The organism is Streptomyces sp. ITFR-21, assembly GCF_031844685.1.
Taxonomy (GTDB): domain Bacteria; phylum Actinomycetota; class Actinomycetes; order Streptomycetales; family Streptomycetaceae; genus Actinacidiphila.
Window position 1 is genome coordinate 478,871 of sequence record NZ_CP134605.1, and the last position, 14,859, is coordinate 493,729.

A 14,859-nucleotide genomic window follows, 5' to 3' on the forward strand; every position below is an offset into this window, starting at 1 on the left:
GGTCTCCTTCCGGGGCCCGTGGCGGCTTCGCGGACCGGCGCGGTGGGGTGGTGTGGCGGGCGACCGCCGGGCGCCGCGGGGTCTCCCCCGCGGCGCGGCGGTTCAGCGGCGGGCGAGCCGGCGTGCCCCGTCCGCCCCGGGCTTGTACGGCAGGCCGTAGTGCTGGAAGATCGCCTCCTCGTCCTCGGCCGGGAGGACGTCGTCCGTTCCGATCGAGGGGGCCGACTTCACCAGCGCCCTGCCGTACGGGACCTTCAGATAGCCCGGTCCTGCGATCACGTCGGACACCGGTACGAACACCAGCCGGTGCCGCGTGGGCAGGCCGATGCGGACCGTCGCCATCGACGGCTCGTCCGTCACGGTGTCGACGTAGACCGCCTCCAGCACACCGATCTTGTGGCTTTCCTCGTCGACCACGTCGTGGTCGCGCCACTCGCGGAGATCCGCGGGTTCGATCATTGCCGGTCCTCCTGTGGTGGCTGGGTCGGTGTCCCTTCGTCAAGGCGTCTGCCCCGCCCGGGACGTGGCACGCAGGTCAACCCGCGGCGGTCTCGCCGCGGTCACCGCCCCACCGGGTGTGGAAGGCGCCGTCCCGGTCGGTGCGCCGGTAGGTGTGGGCGCCGAAGAAGTCCCGCTGGCCCTGGGTGAGGGCGGCGGGCAGCCGCTCGGCGCGCAGCGCGTCGTAGTAGGCGAGCGCGGCCGAGAAGCCGGGGACCGGGACGCCGTGGCGGACGGCCGCGGCGACCACCTCCCGCCAGTCGTCCTGGGCGGCGCCGATCTCGTCGGCGAACCGCTCGTCGGACAGCAGGCTGGGCAGGTCCGGGCGGCCGTCGTAGGCGGCGGTGATCCGGTCCAGGAACGCGGCCCGGATGATGCAGCCGCCGCGCCAGATGGACGCGACGGCGCCGAGGTCGATGTCCCAGCCGTACTCGTCGCTGCCGGCCTGGAGCTGGTGGAAGCCCTGGGTGTAGGAGACGATCTTGGACGCGTACAGCGCCTGCTCGACCTGGTCGGCGAAGACGCCGGCCGCCTTCTCGTCGAGCGCGGTGCCGCTGGGCCCGGTCAGGTGGCGGGAGGCGGCGCGCAGGTCGGCGTGGCCGGACAGCGCACGGGCGAAGACCGCCTCGGCGATGCCGGAGACCGGGACGCCGAGGTCGAGCGCGATCTGCACGGTCCAGCGCCCGGTGCCCTTCTGCTCGGCCTGGTCGGCGACGACGTCCACGAAGGGCCTGCCGGTGGCGGCGTCGGTGTGGGCGAGCACCTCGGCGGTGATCTCGATCAGGTACGACTCCAACCGGCCCTCGTTCCAGGTGCGGAAGGTGTCGGCGATCTGCCGGGGGGTGTAGCCGGCGACGGCCCGCAGCAGGTGGTACGCCTCGGCGATCAGCTGCATGTCGGCGTACTCGATGCCGTTGTGCACCATCTTGACGAAGTGGCCGGCGCCGTCGGGGCCGATGTGGGTGGTGCAGGGTCTGCCGTCCGCGGCCTTGGCGGCGATCCGCTCCAGCATCGGGCCGAGCGAGGCGTAGGACTCGGCGGAGCCGCCGGGCATGATGGACGGGCCGTTGAGCGCGCCCTCCTCGCCGCCGGAGACACCGGTGCCGACGAAGTGGATGCCCTGCTCGCGCAGCGCCCGCTCGCGGCGCCGGGTGTCCTCGAAGTGGGCGTTGCCGCCGTCGATGATGACGTCGCCGGGCTCCAGCAGCGGGGCGAACTCGGCGATCACCGCGTCGGTGGGCTCGCCGGCCTTCACCATGACCAGCAGCCGCCGGGGCCGTTCCAGGGCCGCGACGAACTCCTCCGCGGTGGCGGTGGGGACGAAGGCGCCCTCGTCGCCGTACTGCGCCACCAGGGCGTCCGTCCTGGCCTTGGTGCGGTTGTGCAGCGCCACGGTGAACCCGTGGCGGGCGAAGTTCCGGGCGAGGTTGCCGCCCATCACGGCCAGCCCGGTGACTCCGATGTCGGCCTTCTCACTCATCAGTCGCTCCTGGTCTCCCCGCGTCGTGTCCGGTGGACAGTCTGCCGCCGCCCGCCCGGTCCGGCCGCCGAAAGGCGGCCGATCGGGGGCGGCGGGGCGCGGCGCCCACCGGGTCAGCGGCGGGCGTCGCGTGAGTTGCCGAACAGCAGGCGGTAGAGGATCAGCAGCACCAGCGCGCCGCCGATGGCGGCCAGCCAGGTGGCGCCGTCGAAGAAGTCGTGCCGCACCGGGCGGTCGAGGAACTTGGCCGACAGCCACCCGCCGACGAACGCTCCCGCGACGCCGAAGACCAGGGTGCCGAGGGTGCCGCCGGGGTCACGGCCGGGCAGCAGTATCTTCGCGATGCCTCCGGCCAGCAGGCCGAGGATGATCCAGCTCACGATTCCCATGGCGGCTGTCTGCCCCGCACCCGGCCCGCTACGCGGCGGGCGGGCTCCGGCGGCCGGACTGTTACCGGTCCAGGACCGGGCCGTCACACTTCGACGGGCCGATAACGCCGTCCGCCGCCCCCGCGTCCGCCGGCCGCCTCACACCCGGCGCCAGCGGGCCGAGGCGAAGGAGAACAGGCCGAACAGCACCAGCCCGACCGCGACGGCGACCAGCAGCCAGGGTCCGGCCGCGGTGTGCGCGAAGCTGCGCAGGGTGTCGTCCACGCCCTTGGCCTGGTGCGGGTCGTAGCGGACCGCGGCCACCAGGGCGAAGGCGCCGGCGCCGGCGAACACCGTGCCGCGGGCGACGCCGCCGCCGACGCCGGAGACGGTCACCACCCGGCGGACCCGGCGGCCCGCCGACGCGGTGTCCAGCTTCTTGAGGAACCTGCGGCGGGCCGCCCGGTAGGCGATCAGCGCGCCGGCCACCGCCAGGCCGCAGCCGGCCAGCCCCACGAGCCAGCGCCCGCCCGGCAGGTCGAGCGCCGACCGGGTCCAGTCCTTCGACTTCCGGTCGCTGCTGCCGGAGCCGCCGGAGCCGGCCGCGAAGGAGGCGGTGCCCCAGCAGACGACGGCGTAGAACACCGAGCGGCCGGCGTTCATCAGCCGCTTGCCGGTGCCGCGTCCCGAGGACCCGGCGGCGCCGGCACCGCCGGGCTCGTCGCTGCCGACGACGGCCTGGGCGGCGCGCCACAGCGTCATGCAGGCGAAGCCCGCCGCCAGGATCCACAGCAGCGCGGTACCGAAGGGCCGGCCCGCGATGGACTCCAACGCGCCCTGCCGGTCGGCCTGCTGGGCGCCGTCCCCGAAGGCGATGCGCAGCGCGAGGACGCCGACCAGGACGTAGACCACGCCGCGGGCGACGAAACCCGCGCGTCCGGCGGAGGACAGCACCTCGCGCGGCGAACGGCGGGCCGCCGCTCCGGCGACCCGCCGTCCCTTGGACTGCACCTGTGACGACATGGCGTCCGGCCTCCCCTGTTCCCCCTTGAGCGCGGCGGGCGCTGCCGGCGCCCGGGAGGGGCGTGTGCCCTGCCGCCGGCGGTTCACGCCACCGCGGGCCGGCCGTTCGGCGCGCGGCGCGGCCCGCGTCCCGGTCACCGGGCCGGTCCTGGTGCCCGCGGGGGCGCGTCGGGCGGCCGGGAGCGGGCGGCGTCCCGGTCCGGTCAGTCGCGGCGGTCGGTGTGCCGGTAGCCGAAGGGGCCCGGCAGGTCGGCGGAGGTGGTGCGGCGGCCCGTGGTGGACCAGGTGCGGTGCGCCCCCTTGCGGCCGAGGGTCAGCGACAGCGACTTGCGGTTCACGTTGAGCCGCACGCCGGGCAGGATGTGGAAGGACTTCCGGAAGGTCATGGGCATGGTGTGCTCCTCTGGTCGGCTGCCATGCCGTCTGCCCCCGCGCCACGCCTTCATACGGGTACCGCGCGCACGGGACGGGAGGTCCGGCCGCCGGCTCCCGCCCCGGCAACTCCCGTTCCCCGTACGCCTGTCACCCCGCTGGTGCGCGCGTCCCGGCGGCGGCCACCGGGAGCGGCCCGCACCGCCGCCCCGGTCAGCGGAAGCCCGCGACCGAGTGCGGCAGGTACGCCTCCTCCAGACGCTCGACCTCCTTCTCGTCGAGCTCCAGGTCGAGCGCGGCCACCGCGTCCACCAGGTGCTCCGGCTTGGTGACGCCGACGATGGGGGCGGTCACCACCGGATTGCGGCTCACCCAGGCCAGGGCGACCTGGGCGGCCGGGACACCGCGGTTCGCGGCGATCTCGGCGACCCGCTCGACGACGATCCGGTCGTTGTCCTGGTACAGCGTCGCGCCGAACTCGTCGGTCTCGGCGCGGGCGGTCACCGCGTCCCACGGACGGGTCAGCCGGCCGCGGGCCAGCGGGCTCCACGGGATGACGCCGATGCCCTGGTCGGCGCACAGCGGCAGCATCTCGCGCTCCTCCTCGCGGTAGAGGAGGTTGTAGTGGTTCTGCATGGACACGAACCGGGTCCAGCCGTGCAGGTCCGCGGTGTACAGCGCCTGGGCGAACTGCCAGGAGTGCATCGAGGAGGCGCCGATGTAGCGGGCCTTGCCGGCCTTCACCACGTCGTGCAGCGCCTCCAGGGTCTCCTCCAGCGGGGTGTCCGGGTCCCAGCGGTGGATCTGGTAGAGGTCCACGTACTCCACGCCGAGCCGCCGCAGGCTGTGGTCGATCTCGCTCAGGATCGCCCGCCGGGACAGTCCGCCGCCGTTGGGCCCCGGACGCATCCGGCCATGCACCTTGGTGGCGATGACCACCTCGTCGCGTGCGGCGAAGTCCCGCAGCGCCCGGCCGGTGATCTCCTCGCTGCTGCCGTCGGAGTAGACGTTGGCGGTGTCGAAGAAGTTCACGCCGGCCTCCAGGGCCTGACGGATGACGGTGCGGCTGCTCTCCTCGTCCAGCGACCAGCGGTGGTTGCCGCGAGCGGACTCCCCGAAACTCATGCAGCCCAGGCTGAGGGCCGAAACCTCCAGGCCGGTCGATCCCAGACGCGTGTACCGCATGCGGTGCCTCCTCGAAGTGGACCAGGATCTCACCGTACGCACCGTGATCACCGGATGGGAATACGGGGCCGGGTCCGGCCGCTTTCCCCCACCGGCTGTCGCAGCCGCACACGTGACGAGGAGCATTGATCATGACCACGCACACCCAGCCGGCCAAGTCGTCCGGCACCTTCTCCATCGGCGGCGACCTGCCGGTGACCCGGCTCGGCTTCGGCTCGATGCAGCTCACGGGTCCCGGCGTCTGGGGCGACCCCAAGGACCCGCAGGAAGCGGTACGGGTACTGCGCCGGGCGGTCGAACTCGGCGTGGACTTCATCGACACCGCCGACTCCTACGGTCCGGTCGTCGCCGAGCAGCTGATCAAGAAGGCCCTGCACCCGTACGCCGACGGCCTGGTGATCGCCACCAAGGCGGGCCTGACCCGCTCCGGCCCCGGCGACTGGCGGCCGGTCGGCCGTCCGGAGTACCTGCGGCAGCAGGCCGAGATGAGCCTGCGGAACCTGGGCCTGGAGCGGATCGACCTGTTCCAGCTGCACCGGATCGACCCCAAGGTGCCGCTGGCCGAGCAGGTCGGCGAGCTGAAGCTGCTGCAGGAGGAGGGGAAGATCCGGCACATCGGCCTCTCCGAGGTGGACGTGGACCAGCTGGAGCAGGCCCGCGCCGTCGCGGAGATCGTCTCCGTGCAGAACCTCTACAACCTCGCCAACCGGTCGGCGGAGAAGCTGCTGGAGCACAGCGAGGCGCAGGGCATCGCCTTCATCCCGTGGTTCCCGCTGGCCACCGGTGAGCTGGCCAAGCCCGGCGGCCGGCTGGACACCCTGGCCGAGCGGCACGGCGCCACACCGTCCCAGCTGGCCCTGGCCTGGCTGCTGCGCCGTTCCCCGGTGATGCTGCCGATCCCCGGCACGTCGTCGGTGGGGCACCTGGACGACAACACCGCGGCGGCGGGACTGTCGCTGTCCGACGAGGAGTTCGAGGAGCTGACGGCCGCGGTCTGACCGGCCGGCGGGCGGGTCCGCCCGCGTCAGGCGCGTGGGCGTGGCCGGCCGCCCGCGGTCGGCGCGGGGGCGGGTCCGGCTTCCCTCGGCCTCGGGCGGATCGACGGCGGCCGCCGCGGTCCGCGCGGGGACGGGTCCTGCGCCACGGCCGCCGCGGCCGGCTCCGGTCAGTCGCGGCGGCCCGGCAGCTCGAAGGAGAAGGCCGCGGTCACCGTCTTGCCGTCCGGCCGCCGGCGGGCCTCCCAGTCGTCGGCGAGCGCATCGATCAGCGCCATACCGCGCCCGGAGGGCCGCTCGGGGTCGGGGAGCAGCGCGGCCGGCATCTCGGCCGAGGAGTCGCCGACGCTGACCCGCAGGTACCGGCCGTCCCAGACCAGCACCACGTGGGCGTCGCTGTGGGCGTGCACATGGGCGTTGGTGATCAGCTCGGAGACGGCCAGCAGGACGTCGTCGGCCGTCTCCGGGGCCCGCTCGCTCCAGCCGAGCACGGCGAGGTGTTCCCGGGCCCAGTCGCGGCCCGCCTTGACGCCCTGTGCGACAGGGAACGATCGCGCCCAGCCGACGGCTTTCACTGACATCCCGCTCCTCGTTCGCGGTTCACGGTACGCGTCTTCCGCGGGTGCGGACCCCGCGGCCGGGGCCCGGTGCGACCGGGCCTGCCGGCCGCCGGGCCGGTACGGGCGGTCATGCGCCCGGCCACCGTGCTGGGGGGCGAGTCGGTGGCCGGGCGCGGCCCGGAGGCGCCGGGGGGGGTGGAGCGCCGCCGGGCAACAGGTCCGGTCGATCGGCGTGACAGCCACCGGCCGGACCGGCTCCCCCGCGAGTCCCCTGCGGGGGATGACGAGCGCCTGCCCGGCGCCCCGGGCCTCATGCACCCGCCCCGGCGAATTCTCTCCGGGAGTTCCGCGCCGGCCGGGACAGGGCCGTCGCCCGGCGCGAACGGACCCCGCGGGGGCGGAAGTTCGCGGTCCGCCCGGACCGGGAACCCCCGGCCGAGCCCGGCCGCCCCGCCGCGACGTCCGCCGACCGGCGCGTGCCGTGCGCGTCGGCGCGGACCGCGCGTTGGGACGGACCGCGCGCCGGGACGGCCGGGCCGGACGGACCCCGCGGGATCAGGCGAGCCGCATCCGTACGCTGATGCTCTTGCCGCCGCCGGGGTGCGGGGTGACCGTGACCTCGTCGGCGACCAGGCAGACCAGCGGCCACCCGTAGCCGCCCGGCCGGCCGGGCTCGGCCGGGGACCGCGTCGGGCGGGCGCTGCTGGCGTCGCTGACGACCAGGCAGACGAAGCCGTCCTCGACGGTGGCGGCGAAGCCGGTGACGCCGCCGCCGTGCCGGATGGCGTTGGTGACCAGTTCCGAGGTCACCAGCAGGACGTCGGTCACCACCCGGTCCTCCAGCGGCAACCCGCCGTCCGGCGGCGCGCGGTGACCGGCCAGCAGGCCGCGTACCCGGATGCGGGCCGCCGCGGCGCTGTCCGGTCGGGCGCTGTCGGCGTCACACGGGGGCTCCACCGTCGTCATGGCCGCTCATCGAAGCGGCGGTCCTGGTTCATCCGGTCATGCCTCCAGCGCCTGGTCGAACGTCTCCGCCGCCGTGGGCGGTGCGGCGGTGCCGGCGGCGTCGGACAGCCGGCGCGCGACGCCGCCGGCCGCCGGGGCCACGACCGGTCCGCCGCCGGCCCCGGCACGTCCGCCGCCCGGGATCGCGGTGTCCACGGCCGCCGGTCGGCGGCCGCCCGTTCACAAACGGTACGAGGCGGCGTCGGGCTGTCGCGGGAACGAGGCTACCCGGCCCGGCGGGAGACCTCCGACAGGGCGTCCTGCGCCCGGCCGGCCGACGCGCCGCCGCACCGGGTGACGCGCCGGGTGCCGCACACGGCGACGGCCCGGCCGCGCCCGCGGTCCGCGGGGATCCGCGCCGACGCCGCAACCGCCACGGCGCGGGCGGGCGCGTCCCGGGTGTCACGGCGGGAGGGAGGGCCAGGGGCCGACCGCCCGGGGAGCGGTACCGCGGCGCCCGAGCCGTCAGACGTCGAACGGTCCGATGGGGCCGAGCGCGAGGGTCACCGTGATCCGCTTGCCGACCGGTTCGCGGCGGACGTCGAAGCCGTCGGCGACCGCGAAGACGATCTCCAGTCCGTGCTGTCCGATCCGGCCCGGCTCGGCGGCCCTGGCCATCGGCAGGGCGGTGTTGGTGTCCCAGAGGGTGATCTCCAGGAGCGGGCCGCGGATCTCCAGGTCGAGCGCGCACGGGCCGGGCGCGTACTTGAAGGCGTTGGTCACCAGCTCGCTCACCACCAGCTGGGCGTCGGCGTCGGCCTGCTCGGGGACCTCGACACCGTGTTCGGTACGGGCCCGCTCCAGGAAGCCGGCCATGAAACTGCGCGCCTCGGCGATGGCCCCGGGCCGCCGGTCGTACGCCGCCCCGGCCCAGATGCCCTGCCCTGCCGGCCCCCGCCGGTTCCGGCCGGCCGCCGTCCCTGTGTCCATCTCCGCGCCCCTGTCCGGTCGCCGTGCACGACCGATCGGGCGTCTACCCGGTCGCGCGCTTCCCACACTCCCCGATCCATGATTCACCACCCGCTCCGGCCGAACCGAACACTCGTGCATACTTCCGCCATGTCCACGCATGGTGATTCCTCTCAGAGCCGCCCGGCCACCGGTTCGGTGCCGGTGGTGGCGGCGCACGGCGATCTCGACATCGAGAACCTCGCGCCGCTGCGGCAGGCGTTGGAGACCGCGGCCGAGCAGCCCGTGGTCGTGCTCGACGCCGGGGGCGTCACCTTCGCCGACTCCAGTTTCCTGTCGGTCCTGCTGGCGGTGCGGCAGCGCACCGACCTGCGGGTCGCGGCGGCCCCGGCGCAGATGCTGCGGCTGCTGGGGATCACGGGCGCGGACCGGATCATCCCGCTGTACCCGACGGTGGCCGAGGCGGCGAAGACCGAACGGGTGGACGACTGCACCGGGTGACCGGACGCCGCCGGGTGAGCCCGCCGCGCGGGATCCGGTGGGCCGAGGGCGCCGGTGTCGGGCGACCGGCGCGCAGGATCACGCCGGGCGTCGGGGAGAAGGAGTGCTTCCCGCCCGACCCGGACACCGGGCCGCCCGCGCCCCCGGCGGCGCTTGTTCACGCCCGCCGCGGGCAGATACCCGCTGAGGGATCCCGAGGCGTTCGTGCGCTCCGCCACGCCGCGCTGTCCGGGAGGCTCACGGCAAGTCCCGACCGGGGACGGAGAAGAGAGAGGACGTCATGGAGATCTCGGGAGTCATCAGCGCCATCGTCATCGGCATCGTGATCGGGGTGCTGGGACGCCTTGTGGTGCCGGGCCGTCAGCACGTCGGCGTGTTCTGGACGATCCTGGTGGGCATCGTGGCCGCGTTCATCGGCTCCGCCATAGCCGCCGGGTTCGACGTCCAGAGCACCAAGGGCGTCGACTGGATCGAGTGGCTGATCCAGATCGGCCTGGCCGCCGTCGGAATCGCCGCCCTGGACCGCCGGCGCCCGCGCCGCCGGTGACCGCGGTGCGGGCACCGTACGGCCCGGGTGCGCGACGCGGGCCGTACGGCCGGCCGCCGGGTCATCTTCCGTCGCGCCCGCCCGGCCGGCCGGCGGCGGACCGCCGGCGGCCGTCGCGGCGCCTGATGGCCCGCCGCTCGTCCTCCGTCGTACCGCCCCACACGCCGCTGGTGTCGCCCGCGGCGAGGGCGTCGTTCAGGCACGACTCCTTGACCGGGCACTGCGCGCAGACCCTCCTGGCCTGCTCTGCCTGTAGCTTGGCCGTACCCGACTGGCCGACGGGAAAGAAGAGTTCAGGGTCTTCGGTTCTGCAGGCAGCCTGTTGTTGCCAGCTCACAGGGGCACCGCCTTTCGTCGTTGGTCCCGGGGGAACACGGCGCGGTCCACAGCGCCGTACCGTGGCGCCTGCCCGCTCAGGCGCCCGGTCAACGTGAGGATTCCGGTGGGGAACGGCGAAGGATGGTGGGGACCGTGCGGAAGTCACAGGACATCAAGGTCGGCGGGGTGCCCGACCGGCTGCGGACGGGCCGCTCGGCGTGGGGCCTGTACCGCGAGACGCGGCGGCCGGGCGCGCCCGGACTGCTGCGCCGGCTGCTGGCCGCCCCGCGACTGGTCGGCTCGGTACTGCGGCGTGACTACCCGGGGCTGTCCCGCGGCAAGCTGCTGGGCTTCGCCGCGCTGGCGCTCATCTACCTAGTGTCCCCGGTGGACGCGATTCCCGACTTCATCCCGGTACTCGGCTGGACGGACGACGGAGCGGTCGCGCTGTGGTTCGTCAGCGGAGTGGTCCGCGAGTCGGGCCGGTATGTGGAATGGGAATCCGGCCTCCGCCGCTAGGGTCGCAGGATGCAGAAATGGACCGGCCATCCGTTTCCCCTCGGCGCCACCTGTGATGGGGTGGGTACGAATTTCGCGTTGTTTTCGGAGGTGGCTGAGAGGGTCGAGTTGGCTTTGGTCGATGGTGCGGGTCGTGAGGAGCGTGTCGAGTTCACCGAGGTGGACGGTTTTATCTGGCATGCGTTTTTGCCGGGGGTGGGTCCGGGGCAGCGGTACGGGTTCCGGGTGCACGGTCCGTATGATCCGGGGCGGGGGCACCGGTGCAATCCGGCGAAGTTGCTGCTGGACCCGTATGCCAAGGCGGTCGACGGTCAGACGGACGGGGATGAGTCGCTCTTCGGTTATCCGTTCGGTGATCCGCGGGGTGTCAGTACGGTGGACAATCTCGGTCACGCGATGCTCTCGGTCGTGGTGGATCAGTCTTTCGACTGGGGGGACGACCGTTCGCCCGGTCACTCGTACCATGACTCGGTCATTTATGAGGGGAGCGCTGGCAGGCCGTCGTGGACACCGCCGGCGCCCTCGGCCCGGCCGCCGCGTTCGCCGCGGGGGACACCGTCACGATGACGGCGCGGGCCGCCGCGGTGCTGATTTGGGAGGCGGCCGGCGGCTGACCCCGGCGGGGGTCAGCGACGGGGGTCGCGGGGCAGCGGCGCGGAGGTGTCGAGGAAGAAGGCGTCGATACGCTGCACGGCCCGCAGGAAGTCGTCCAGGTTGACCGGCTTGGTGACGTAGGCGTTGGCGTGCTTCTGGTACGCGTCGGTGATGTCGTCCGGCGCCGCGGACGTGGTCAGCACGACCAGCGGAATGGAGCCGAGTTCGTCGTCGTCCCGCAGCACCGCGAGCAGTTCCCGGCCGTTCATCCGCGGCATGTTGAGGTCCAGCACGATCAGGTCGGGCCGCTCCTTGGCGGTGTCCCGCAGGTGCGCGAGCGCCTCCAGTCCGTCCCCCACGTGGGTGAGGGAGCGGGCCAGGCCGCCCTCACTGAGCGCGTCCTCGACCAGGAGCGCGTCGGCGGGGTCGTCCTCCACCAGCAGGACGCTGTACGTACGGGCCTGGTTGAGGGCGTTCATCGGGTGGCTCCTGGTCTCCGGTACACAAGTCCCCGGGACGCCTTCGCCACGCGGCCCGGAGTGCGGCATGCACCGAATCCTAGGGATGCCCCCGGCCACGCGACAACAGCCGTTGTCGGCCGCGCCCGCCCGCGGACCGCACCCCTCGTACGGGGGGGCGGCGCACGCCCGGCGCGAGGTCAGAACGCGTCGATCGCCAGCAGGACGCCGCACACGGTCAGGCCGGCGCCGATGACGACGTTGAAGGCGGTCGTCATCCGGTGCGGCCCGGCGCCGCCGCCCGGGGCCTCGGTCGCCGCGAGCCGGCCACGCGGGTACTGGCCCTTGGCCACGCGTCCGCTGAACAGTACGAAGAACGCGCCCCACAACGCGAGCACCACACCCATGATCATCCGCATCGGTCCTCCTCCGGGTCAAGGCGCCCGCCCCCGCCCGGAGTAGGCCGGGTACGGGCGGGCCGCACCGGTTCGCCTTGCCCGCCGGGCCGCCGGCAAACCGGCGGTGCGCGGCCCCGGCTCCCCGCGGCTCCGGGGGCGGAAAACCCGGTGTCCCGCGGGTCGGCCACGGCGGCCGGCCGCGGCCGCCGGGTCAGGAGGCGTCGGGTCAGGAGGCGTCGGTCCGCGGGAAGACGTACTCGTCCAGGACGATGCCGAGCGCGACGGCGGCCGGGATCGCCACCAGGCCGCCGATGATGCCGAGGAGCGATCCGCCCGCCAGGACCGCGACCACCGTCACCACCGGGTGCACGTTGACCGCGAACTTCATGGCGCGCGGCATGATCAGGTAGTCCTCGGCGATCCGGAAGCCGATGTAGAACGCCGCGGTGGCGATCGCCACCGGCAGCGACGCGGCCAGCGCCACCAGGCTGACCACCACTCCCCCGACGGTCGAGCCGACCACCGGCACCATGTCCATCAGCGCCACGAAGAACCCCAGCGCGGCCGGGTAGGGCACGCCGATCACCTCGCACCACACGAAGGTGGCCACGCCCGCGATCACCGAGGTCGCGATGTTGCCGAGCATGTACCGGCCGACCCGGCTGAGGATCTCCTCGGCGATGTGCTCCACCCTGGGTCTGCGGGTGCCGGGCACGAAGCGGTAGCCGAACTGCTTGATCGCCGGCAGCGCCGCCATCACGTACAGGGTGACGGTGACGACGATGACGGTCGAGGTGACCGCGCTGATCACCAGCTGGCCGGTGGTCAGCACCCCGCCGGCCACCGCGGAGGCGCCGCTGGAGCCGAGCTGGGCCTGTGCCTTCTCGATGACGTGGTAGTGGTCCTCCAGCCGGCCGAGGGTGGAGTGGTGGTCGTGCAGCTGCTCGCGCCAGCGCGGCACCGCGTCGGTGAGCGCGCTGACGGCGGCGGTGACCGGCGGGATCACCAGTGCGAGGAACGCGGCGAGCAGCCCGGCGAAGGCGACCAGCACCACGCCGACCGACCAGGCCCGGCGCAGCCCGAGCCGGCACAGCCAGGCGACGACGGGCTCCAGGCTGACCGCGATGAAGACGGCGAGCAGCAGCAGGGTCAAAAGTTCGCTGATCTGCAGCACCGTCTGGACCAGCAGCCAGGCCAGAATCGCGCCGAGCCCGAGGCCGAAGCCGACCCGGAACCAGGAGGCGCGGCGGGACGGCAGCGCGAGCGGTCGCCGGACCGGGCGCCGTTCAGCCCGCCGCGCGGCGTCCGGGCCGGAGGCGGCCGGGTTGGCGGCCGCGTCGTCCGGCGCCTCCGCGGCCGTCGCGGGTCCGGTGGACGCAGGGCCGGCGGACGCAGCTCCGGCCGATCCGGCACCGGTGGGCGGCCGTTCGACCGGCCGCCGGGTGTCGGCGGCGGCCTCCCCGTCCGGGCCCCCGGTCCCGCCGCCGCCCGCGCTGTCGGCCGGGGCCGGCGGTGGTGCCGTGTCGGCCGGTGTCTCGGGCATGGCGGTGTCTCCCTCGTGGCAGTGGACCCCGCGGGCCGGTTCGCGATGCGGCGCCGGAAGGATCCGCGCCCGCCGGCTCGGCGTCGCATCGACGTCTACCCGCACGGGCGGTGAAGATTCGGGTCGTGTCACCGAGTACCGCCGGTCGGCCGATACCCTCTGTGTGTACCCCCGTGATCGTCGTCGGCCAGGTCCGGCAGGTCGTGTCGGGCGGCGGTTCATGTCCGGATCATCCGGATTTCTCTTTCCCGTGCACAACCTTGACGAGTGATCGGCGGTCCAACGGATGTCAGGGGGAGGGGGACCGGTGTCACCCATCGCTTCGGCCGCGGCCCGGACCGGGCCGGGCCGGCGCACGGCGGCGACCGCCGCGTCGGCGCTGCTGGTGCTGTCCGTGCTGCTCGGGGACCTGCTGAGCGCTTCGTCGGCCCGCGCCGAGCCGCTCGGACACCGCGCCTGGATCTACGAGTTCACCGACTTCACCGCGCTGCCCGCCGCGACGGACTACGACCACCGCACGGTGACGCTGACCGGTCTGCTGACGCGCCGCCACCGCCAGGACGGCCCGGCGCAGCCCGCGCCCGCGCAGACGGTGGACCTCGTCCAGTCGCCCGACGGGTCCGCGGCCGGCACCGCCGCGGACCCGTCGGGCGGCTCGGGCACCCCCGGCGGCGGCTCCGTACTGGGCAGGGTGACCACCGACACGCAGGGCCGCTTCCTGCTGGAGGACGTCGAAATCGGCCTGCGGCCAGGCGGAACCGGCGCCGCGGCACCCGGTCCGCATACGGTCGTGGTCCGCGCGGTCCACCCGGCCGTCGACACCGTCGGCGCCGACGAGGCGGCCGAGGCCCGGGTGGAGGTGACGGCCACCGCGAGCACGGCCCGGCTGGCGGTGGACTACCGCCTGGGCGCCGTCACGGCCGCCGGGCGGACGGTGACCGCCACCGGGTCGTACGCGCGGGACTCCGCGGCGGGCCCGCAGCCGCTCACGGGCGTACCGGTCCGGGTGCAGTACCGGCCCGTCGACGGAACACCGCTGGTCAGGGAGACCCTCACCGGGTACGACGGGAACTTCTCCGTGGTGTTCACGGCCACCTCCAACGGCGTGGTGAGCGCGGCCCCCGACGGCCCGCCGGACCCGTACCTGGTCCCCGCCGGGCCGGACGGGACCGAACTGCCGGTCCCGGTGCCGCCGCCGTCCGCCTCCCCGAGCCCGACCCCGGTCGCCACCGAGGTGCGCCTGGCGACGGTGCCCGCGCGGCAGATGATCACGACCACCCGGCCGACCCGGTCCCCCGCACCGCGCACCGCGTCCCCGGCGGCTGCGCCGAAGGCCGTGCAACCGGCCGACACGCCCCCTAGGCTGGCCGCGACAGGCGACGGAACACCCCGCATCGCCTTCCTGACCGGCGGCAGTACCCTGCTCGCAGCGGGGCTGCTGCTGATGGTCGTACGGCGGCGGATCAGGGCCGCGGGGTGAGATGGTCGCGGGCGCGTGACGCCGGTCCGTACGGACCGGCCGCATCCCGCTCGGCGGTCCGGCGGCAGGGGCCGCCGTCAATCGGGCGCGGGGACGGATGGGGGAC

General features: G+C 74.4%; 19 protein-coding genes and 1 pseudogene. 6 read left to right on the forward strand and 14 right to left on the reverse strand.

Annotated features, from left to right (window positions below):
* Window positions 1-102: 102 nt before the first annotated feature.
* The 6 genes from RLT57_RS02115 to RLT57_RS02140 all read right to left on the reverse strand — a co-directional run bounded on the left by RLT57_RS02115 (window position 103) and on the right by RLT57_RS02140 (window position 4,926).
* Entirely contained in the window at window positions 103-459 is a 357-nt protein-coding gene (locus RLT57_RS02115; RefSeq protein WP_311295648.1) for a PRC-barrel domain-containing protein, read from the reverse strand.
* Between the two features lie 76 nt (window positions 460-535).
* Window positions 536-1,978: an NADP-dependent phosphogluconate dehydrogenase gene (gene gndA, locus RLT57_RS02120; protein ID WP_311295649.1), complete on the reverse strand. Its 1,443-nt coding sequence runs from the start codon at window positions 1,976-1,978 to the stop codon at window positions 536-538.
* 113 nt (window positions 1,979-2,091) lie between these two features.
* Complete coding sequence (locus tag RLT57_RS02125) at window positions 2,092-2,367, reverse strand: GlsB/YeaQ/YmgE family stress response membrane protein (protein ID WP_311295650.1); 276 nt, start codon at window positions 2,365-2,367, stop codon at window positions 2,092-2,094.
* Between the two features lie 138 nt (window positions 2,368-2,505).
* Entirely contained in the window at window positions 2,506-3,369 is an 864-nt protein-coding gene (locus tag RLT57_RS02130) for a DUF1206 domain-containing protein (RefSeq protein WP_311295651.1), read from the reverse strand.
* A 203-nt stretch (window positions 3,370-3,572) separates the two neighbouring features.
* Window positions 3,573-3,761, reverse strand: coding sequence for a DUF4236 domain-containing protein (locus tag RLT57_RS02135; RefSeq protein WP_311295652.1), 189 nt, complete (start codon window positions 3,759-3,761; stop codon window positions 3,573-3,575).
* Window positions 3,762-3,954: 193 nt separating this feature from the next.
* Window positions 3,955-4,926 (reverse strand): aldo/keto reductase, encoded by a 972-nt coding sequence (locus RLT57_RS02140; RefSeq protein ID WP_311295653.1) that lies wholly within the window; start codon window positions 4,924-4,926, stop codon window positions 3,955-3,957.
* Between the two features lie 131 nt (window positions 4,927-5,057).
* Here RLT57_RS02140 and RLT57_RS02145 point away from each other — a divergent pair, with 131 nt between their 5' ends.
* Window positions 5,058-5,924, forward strand: coding sequence for an aldo/keto reductase (locus tag RLT57_RS02145; protein ID WP_311295654.1), 867 nt, complete (start codon window positions 5,058-5,060; stop codon window positions 5,922-5,924).
* Window positions 5,925-6,091: 167 nt separating this feature from the next.
* On the opposite strand, the gene RLT57_RS02150 is transcribed toward RLT57_RS02145, so the two are convergent.
* The 4 genes from RLT57_RS02150 to RLT57_RS02165 form a co-directional block, all read right to left on the reverse strand.
* Entirely contained in the window at window positions 6,092-6,502 is a 411-nt protein-coding gene (locus RLT57_RS02150) for an ATP-binding protein (RefSeq protein WP_311295655.1), read from the reverse strand.
* Window positions 6,503-7,036: 534 nt separating this feature from the next.
* Window positions 7,037-7,447 (reverse strand): ATP-binding protein, encoded by a 411-nt coding sequence (locus RLT57_RS02155; RefSeq protein WP_311295656.1) that lies wholly within the window; start codon window positions 7,445-7,447, stop codon window positions 7,037-7,039.
* Between the two features lie 36 nt (window positions 7,448-7,483).
* Window positions 7,484-7,642 (reverse strand): hypothetical protein, encoded by a 159-nt coding sequence (locus RLT57_RS02160; protein ID WP_311295657.1) that lies wholly within the window; start codon window positions 7,640-7,642, stop codon window positions 7,484-7,486.
* Window positions 7,643-7,951: 309 nt separating this feature from the next.
* Window positions 7,952-8,416: an ATP-binding protein gene (locus RLT57_RS02165; RefSeq protein WP_311295658.1), complete on the reverse strand. Its 465-nt coding sequence runs from the start codon at window positions 8,414-8,416 to the stop codon at window positions 7,952-7,954.
* A 129-nt stretch (window positions 8,417-8,545) separates the two neighbouring features.
* Here RLT57_RS02165 and RLT57_RS02170 point away from each other — a divergent pair, with 129 nt between their 5' ends.
* Complete coding sequence (locus RLT57_RS02170) at window positions 8,546-8,896, forward strand: STAS domain-containing protein (RefSeq protein WP_311295659.1); 351 nt, start codon at window positions 8,546-8,548, stop codon at window positions 8,894-8,896.
* Window positions 8,897-9,176: 280 nt separating this feature from the next.
* Window positions 9,177-9,443, forward strand: coding sequence for a GlsB/YeaQ/YmgE family stress response membrane protein (locus tag RLT57_RS02175; RefSeq protein ID WP_311295660.1), 267 nt, complete (start codon window positions 9,177-9,179; stop codon window positions 9,441-9,443).
* 61 nt (window positions 9,444-9,504) lie between these two features.
* Here the strand turns inward: RLT57_RS02175 and RLT57_RS02180 are convergent, their stop codons facing one another.
* On the reverse strand, window positions 9,505-9,780 hold the full coding sequence (locus RLT57_RS02180) for a WhiB family transcriptional regulator (RefSeq protein WP_311295661.1): 276 nt from the start codon (window positions 9,778-9,780) through the stop codon (window positions 9,505-9,507).
* Window positions 9,781-9,914: 134 nt separating this feature from the next.
* On the opposite strand from RLT57_RS02180, the gene RLT57_RS02185 reads away from it, so the two are divergent.
* A complete protein-coding gene (locus tag RLT57_RS02185) occupies window positions 9,915-10,280 on the forward strand; it encodes a YkvA family protein (RefSeq protein WP_311295662.1) in 366 nt (121 codons plus the stop codon).
* Window positions 10,281-10,289: 9 nt separating this feature from the next.
* Window positions 10,290-10,835: pseudogene (locus RLT57_RS02190) on the forward strand (glycogen debranching enzyme); the annotation flags it as partial.
* A gap of 71 nt (window positions 10,836-10,906) precedes the next feature.
* On the opposite strand, the gene RLT57_RS02195 reads toward RLT57_RS02190, so the two are convergent.
* From RLT57_RS02195 to RLT57_RS02205, 3 genes are all read right to left on the reverse strand, one after another.
* Window positions 10,907-11,353, reverse strand: coding sequence for a response regulator (locus RLT57_RS02195; protein ID WP_311295663.1), 447 nt, complete (start codon window positions 11,351-11,353; stop codon window positions 10,907-10,909).
* Between the two features lie 179 nt (window positions 11,354-11,532).
* On the reverse strand, window positions 11,533-11,751 hold the full coding sequence (locus RLT57_RS02200; protein WP_311295664.1) for a hypothetical protein: 219 nt from the start codon (window positions 11,749-11,751) through the stop codon (window positions 11,533-11,535).
* Window positions 11,752-11,956: 205 nt separating this feature from the next.
* Entirely contained in the window at window positions 11,957-13,273 is a 1,317-nt protein-coding gene (locus RLT57_RS02205) for an AI-2E family transporter (protein WP_311295665.1), read from the reverse strand.
* Window positions 13,274-13,580: 307 nt separating this feature from the next.
* On the opposite strand from RLT57_RS02205, the gene RLT57_RS02210 reads away from it, so the two are divergent.
* Window positions 13,581-14,753, forward strand: coding sequence for a hypothetical protein (locus tag RLT57_RS02210; RefSeq protein ID WP_311295666.1), 1,173 nt, complete (start codon window positions 13,581-13,583; stop codon window positions 14,751-14,753).
* Window positions 14,754-14,859: the final 106 nt, after the last annotated feature.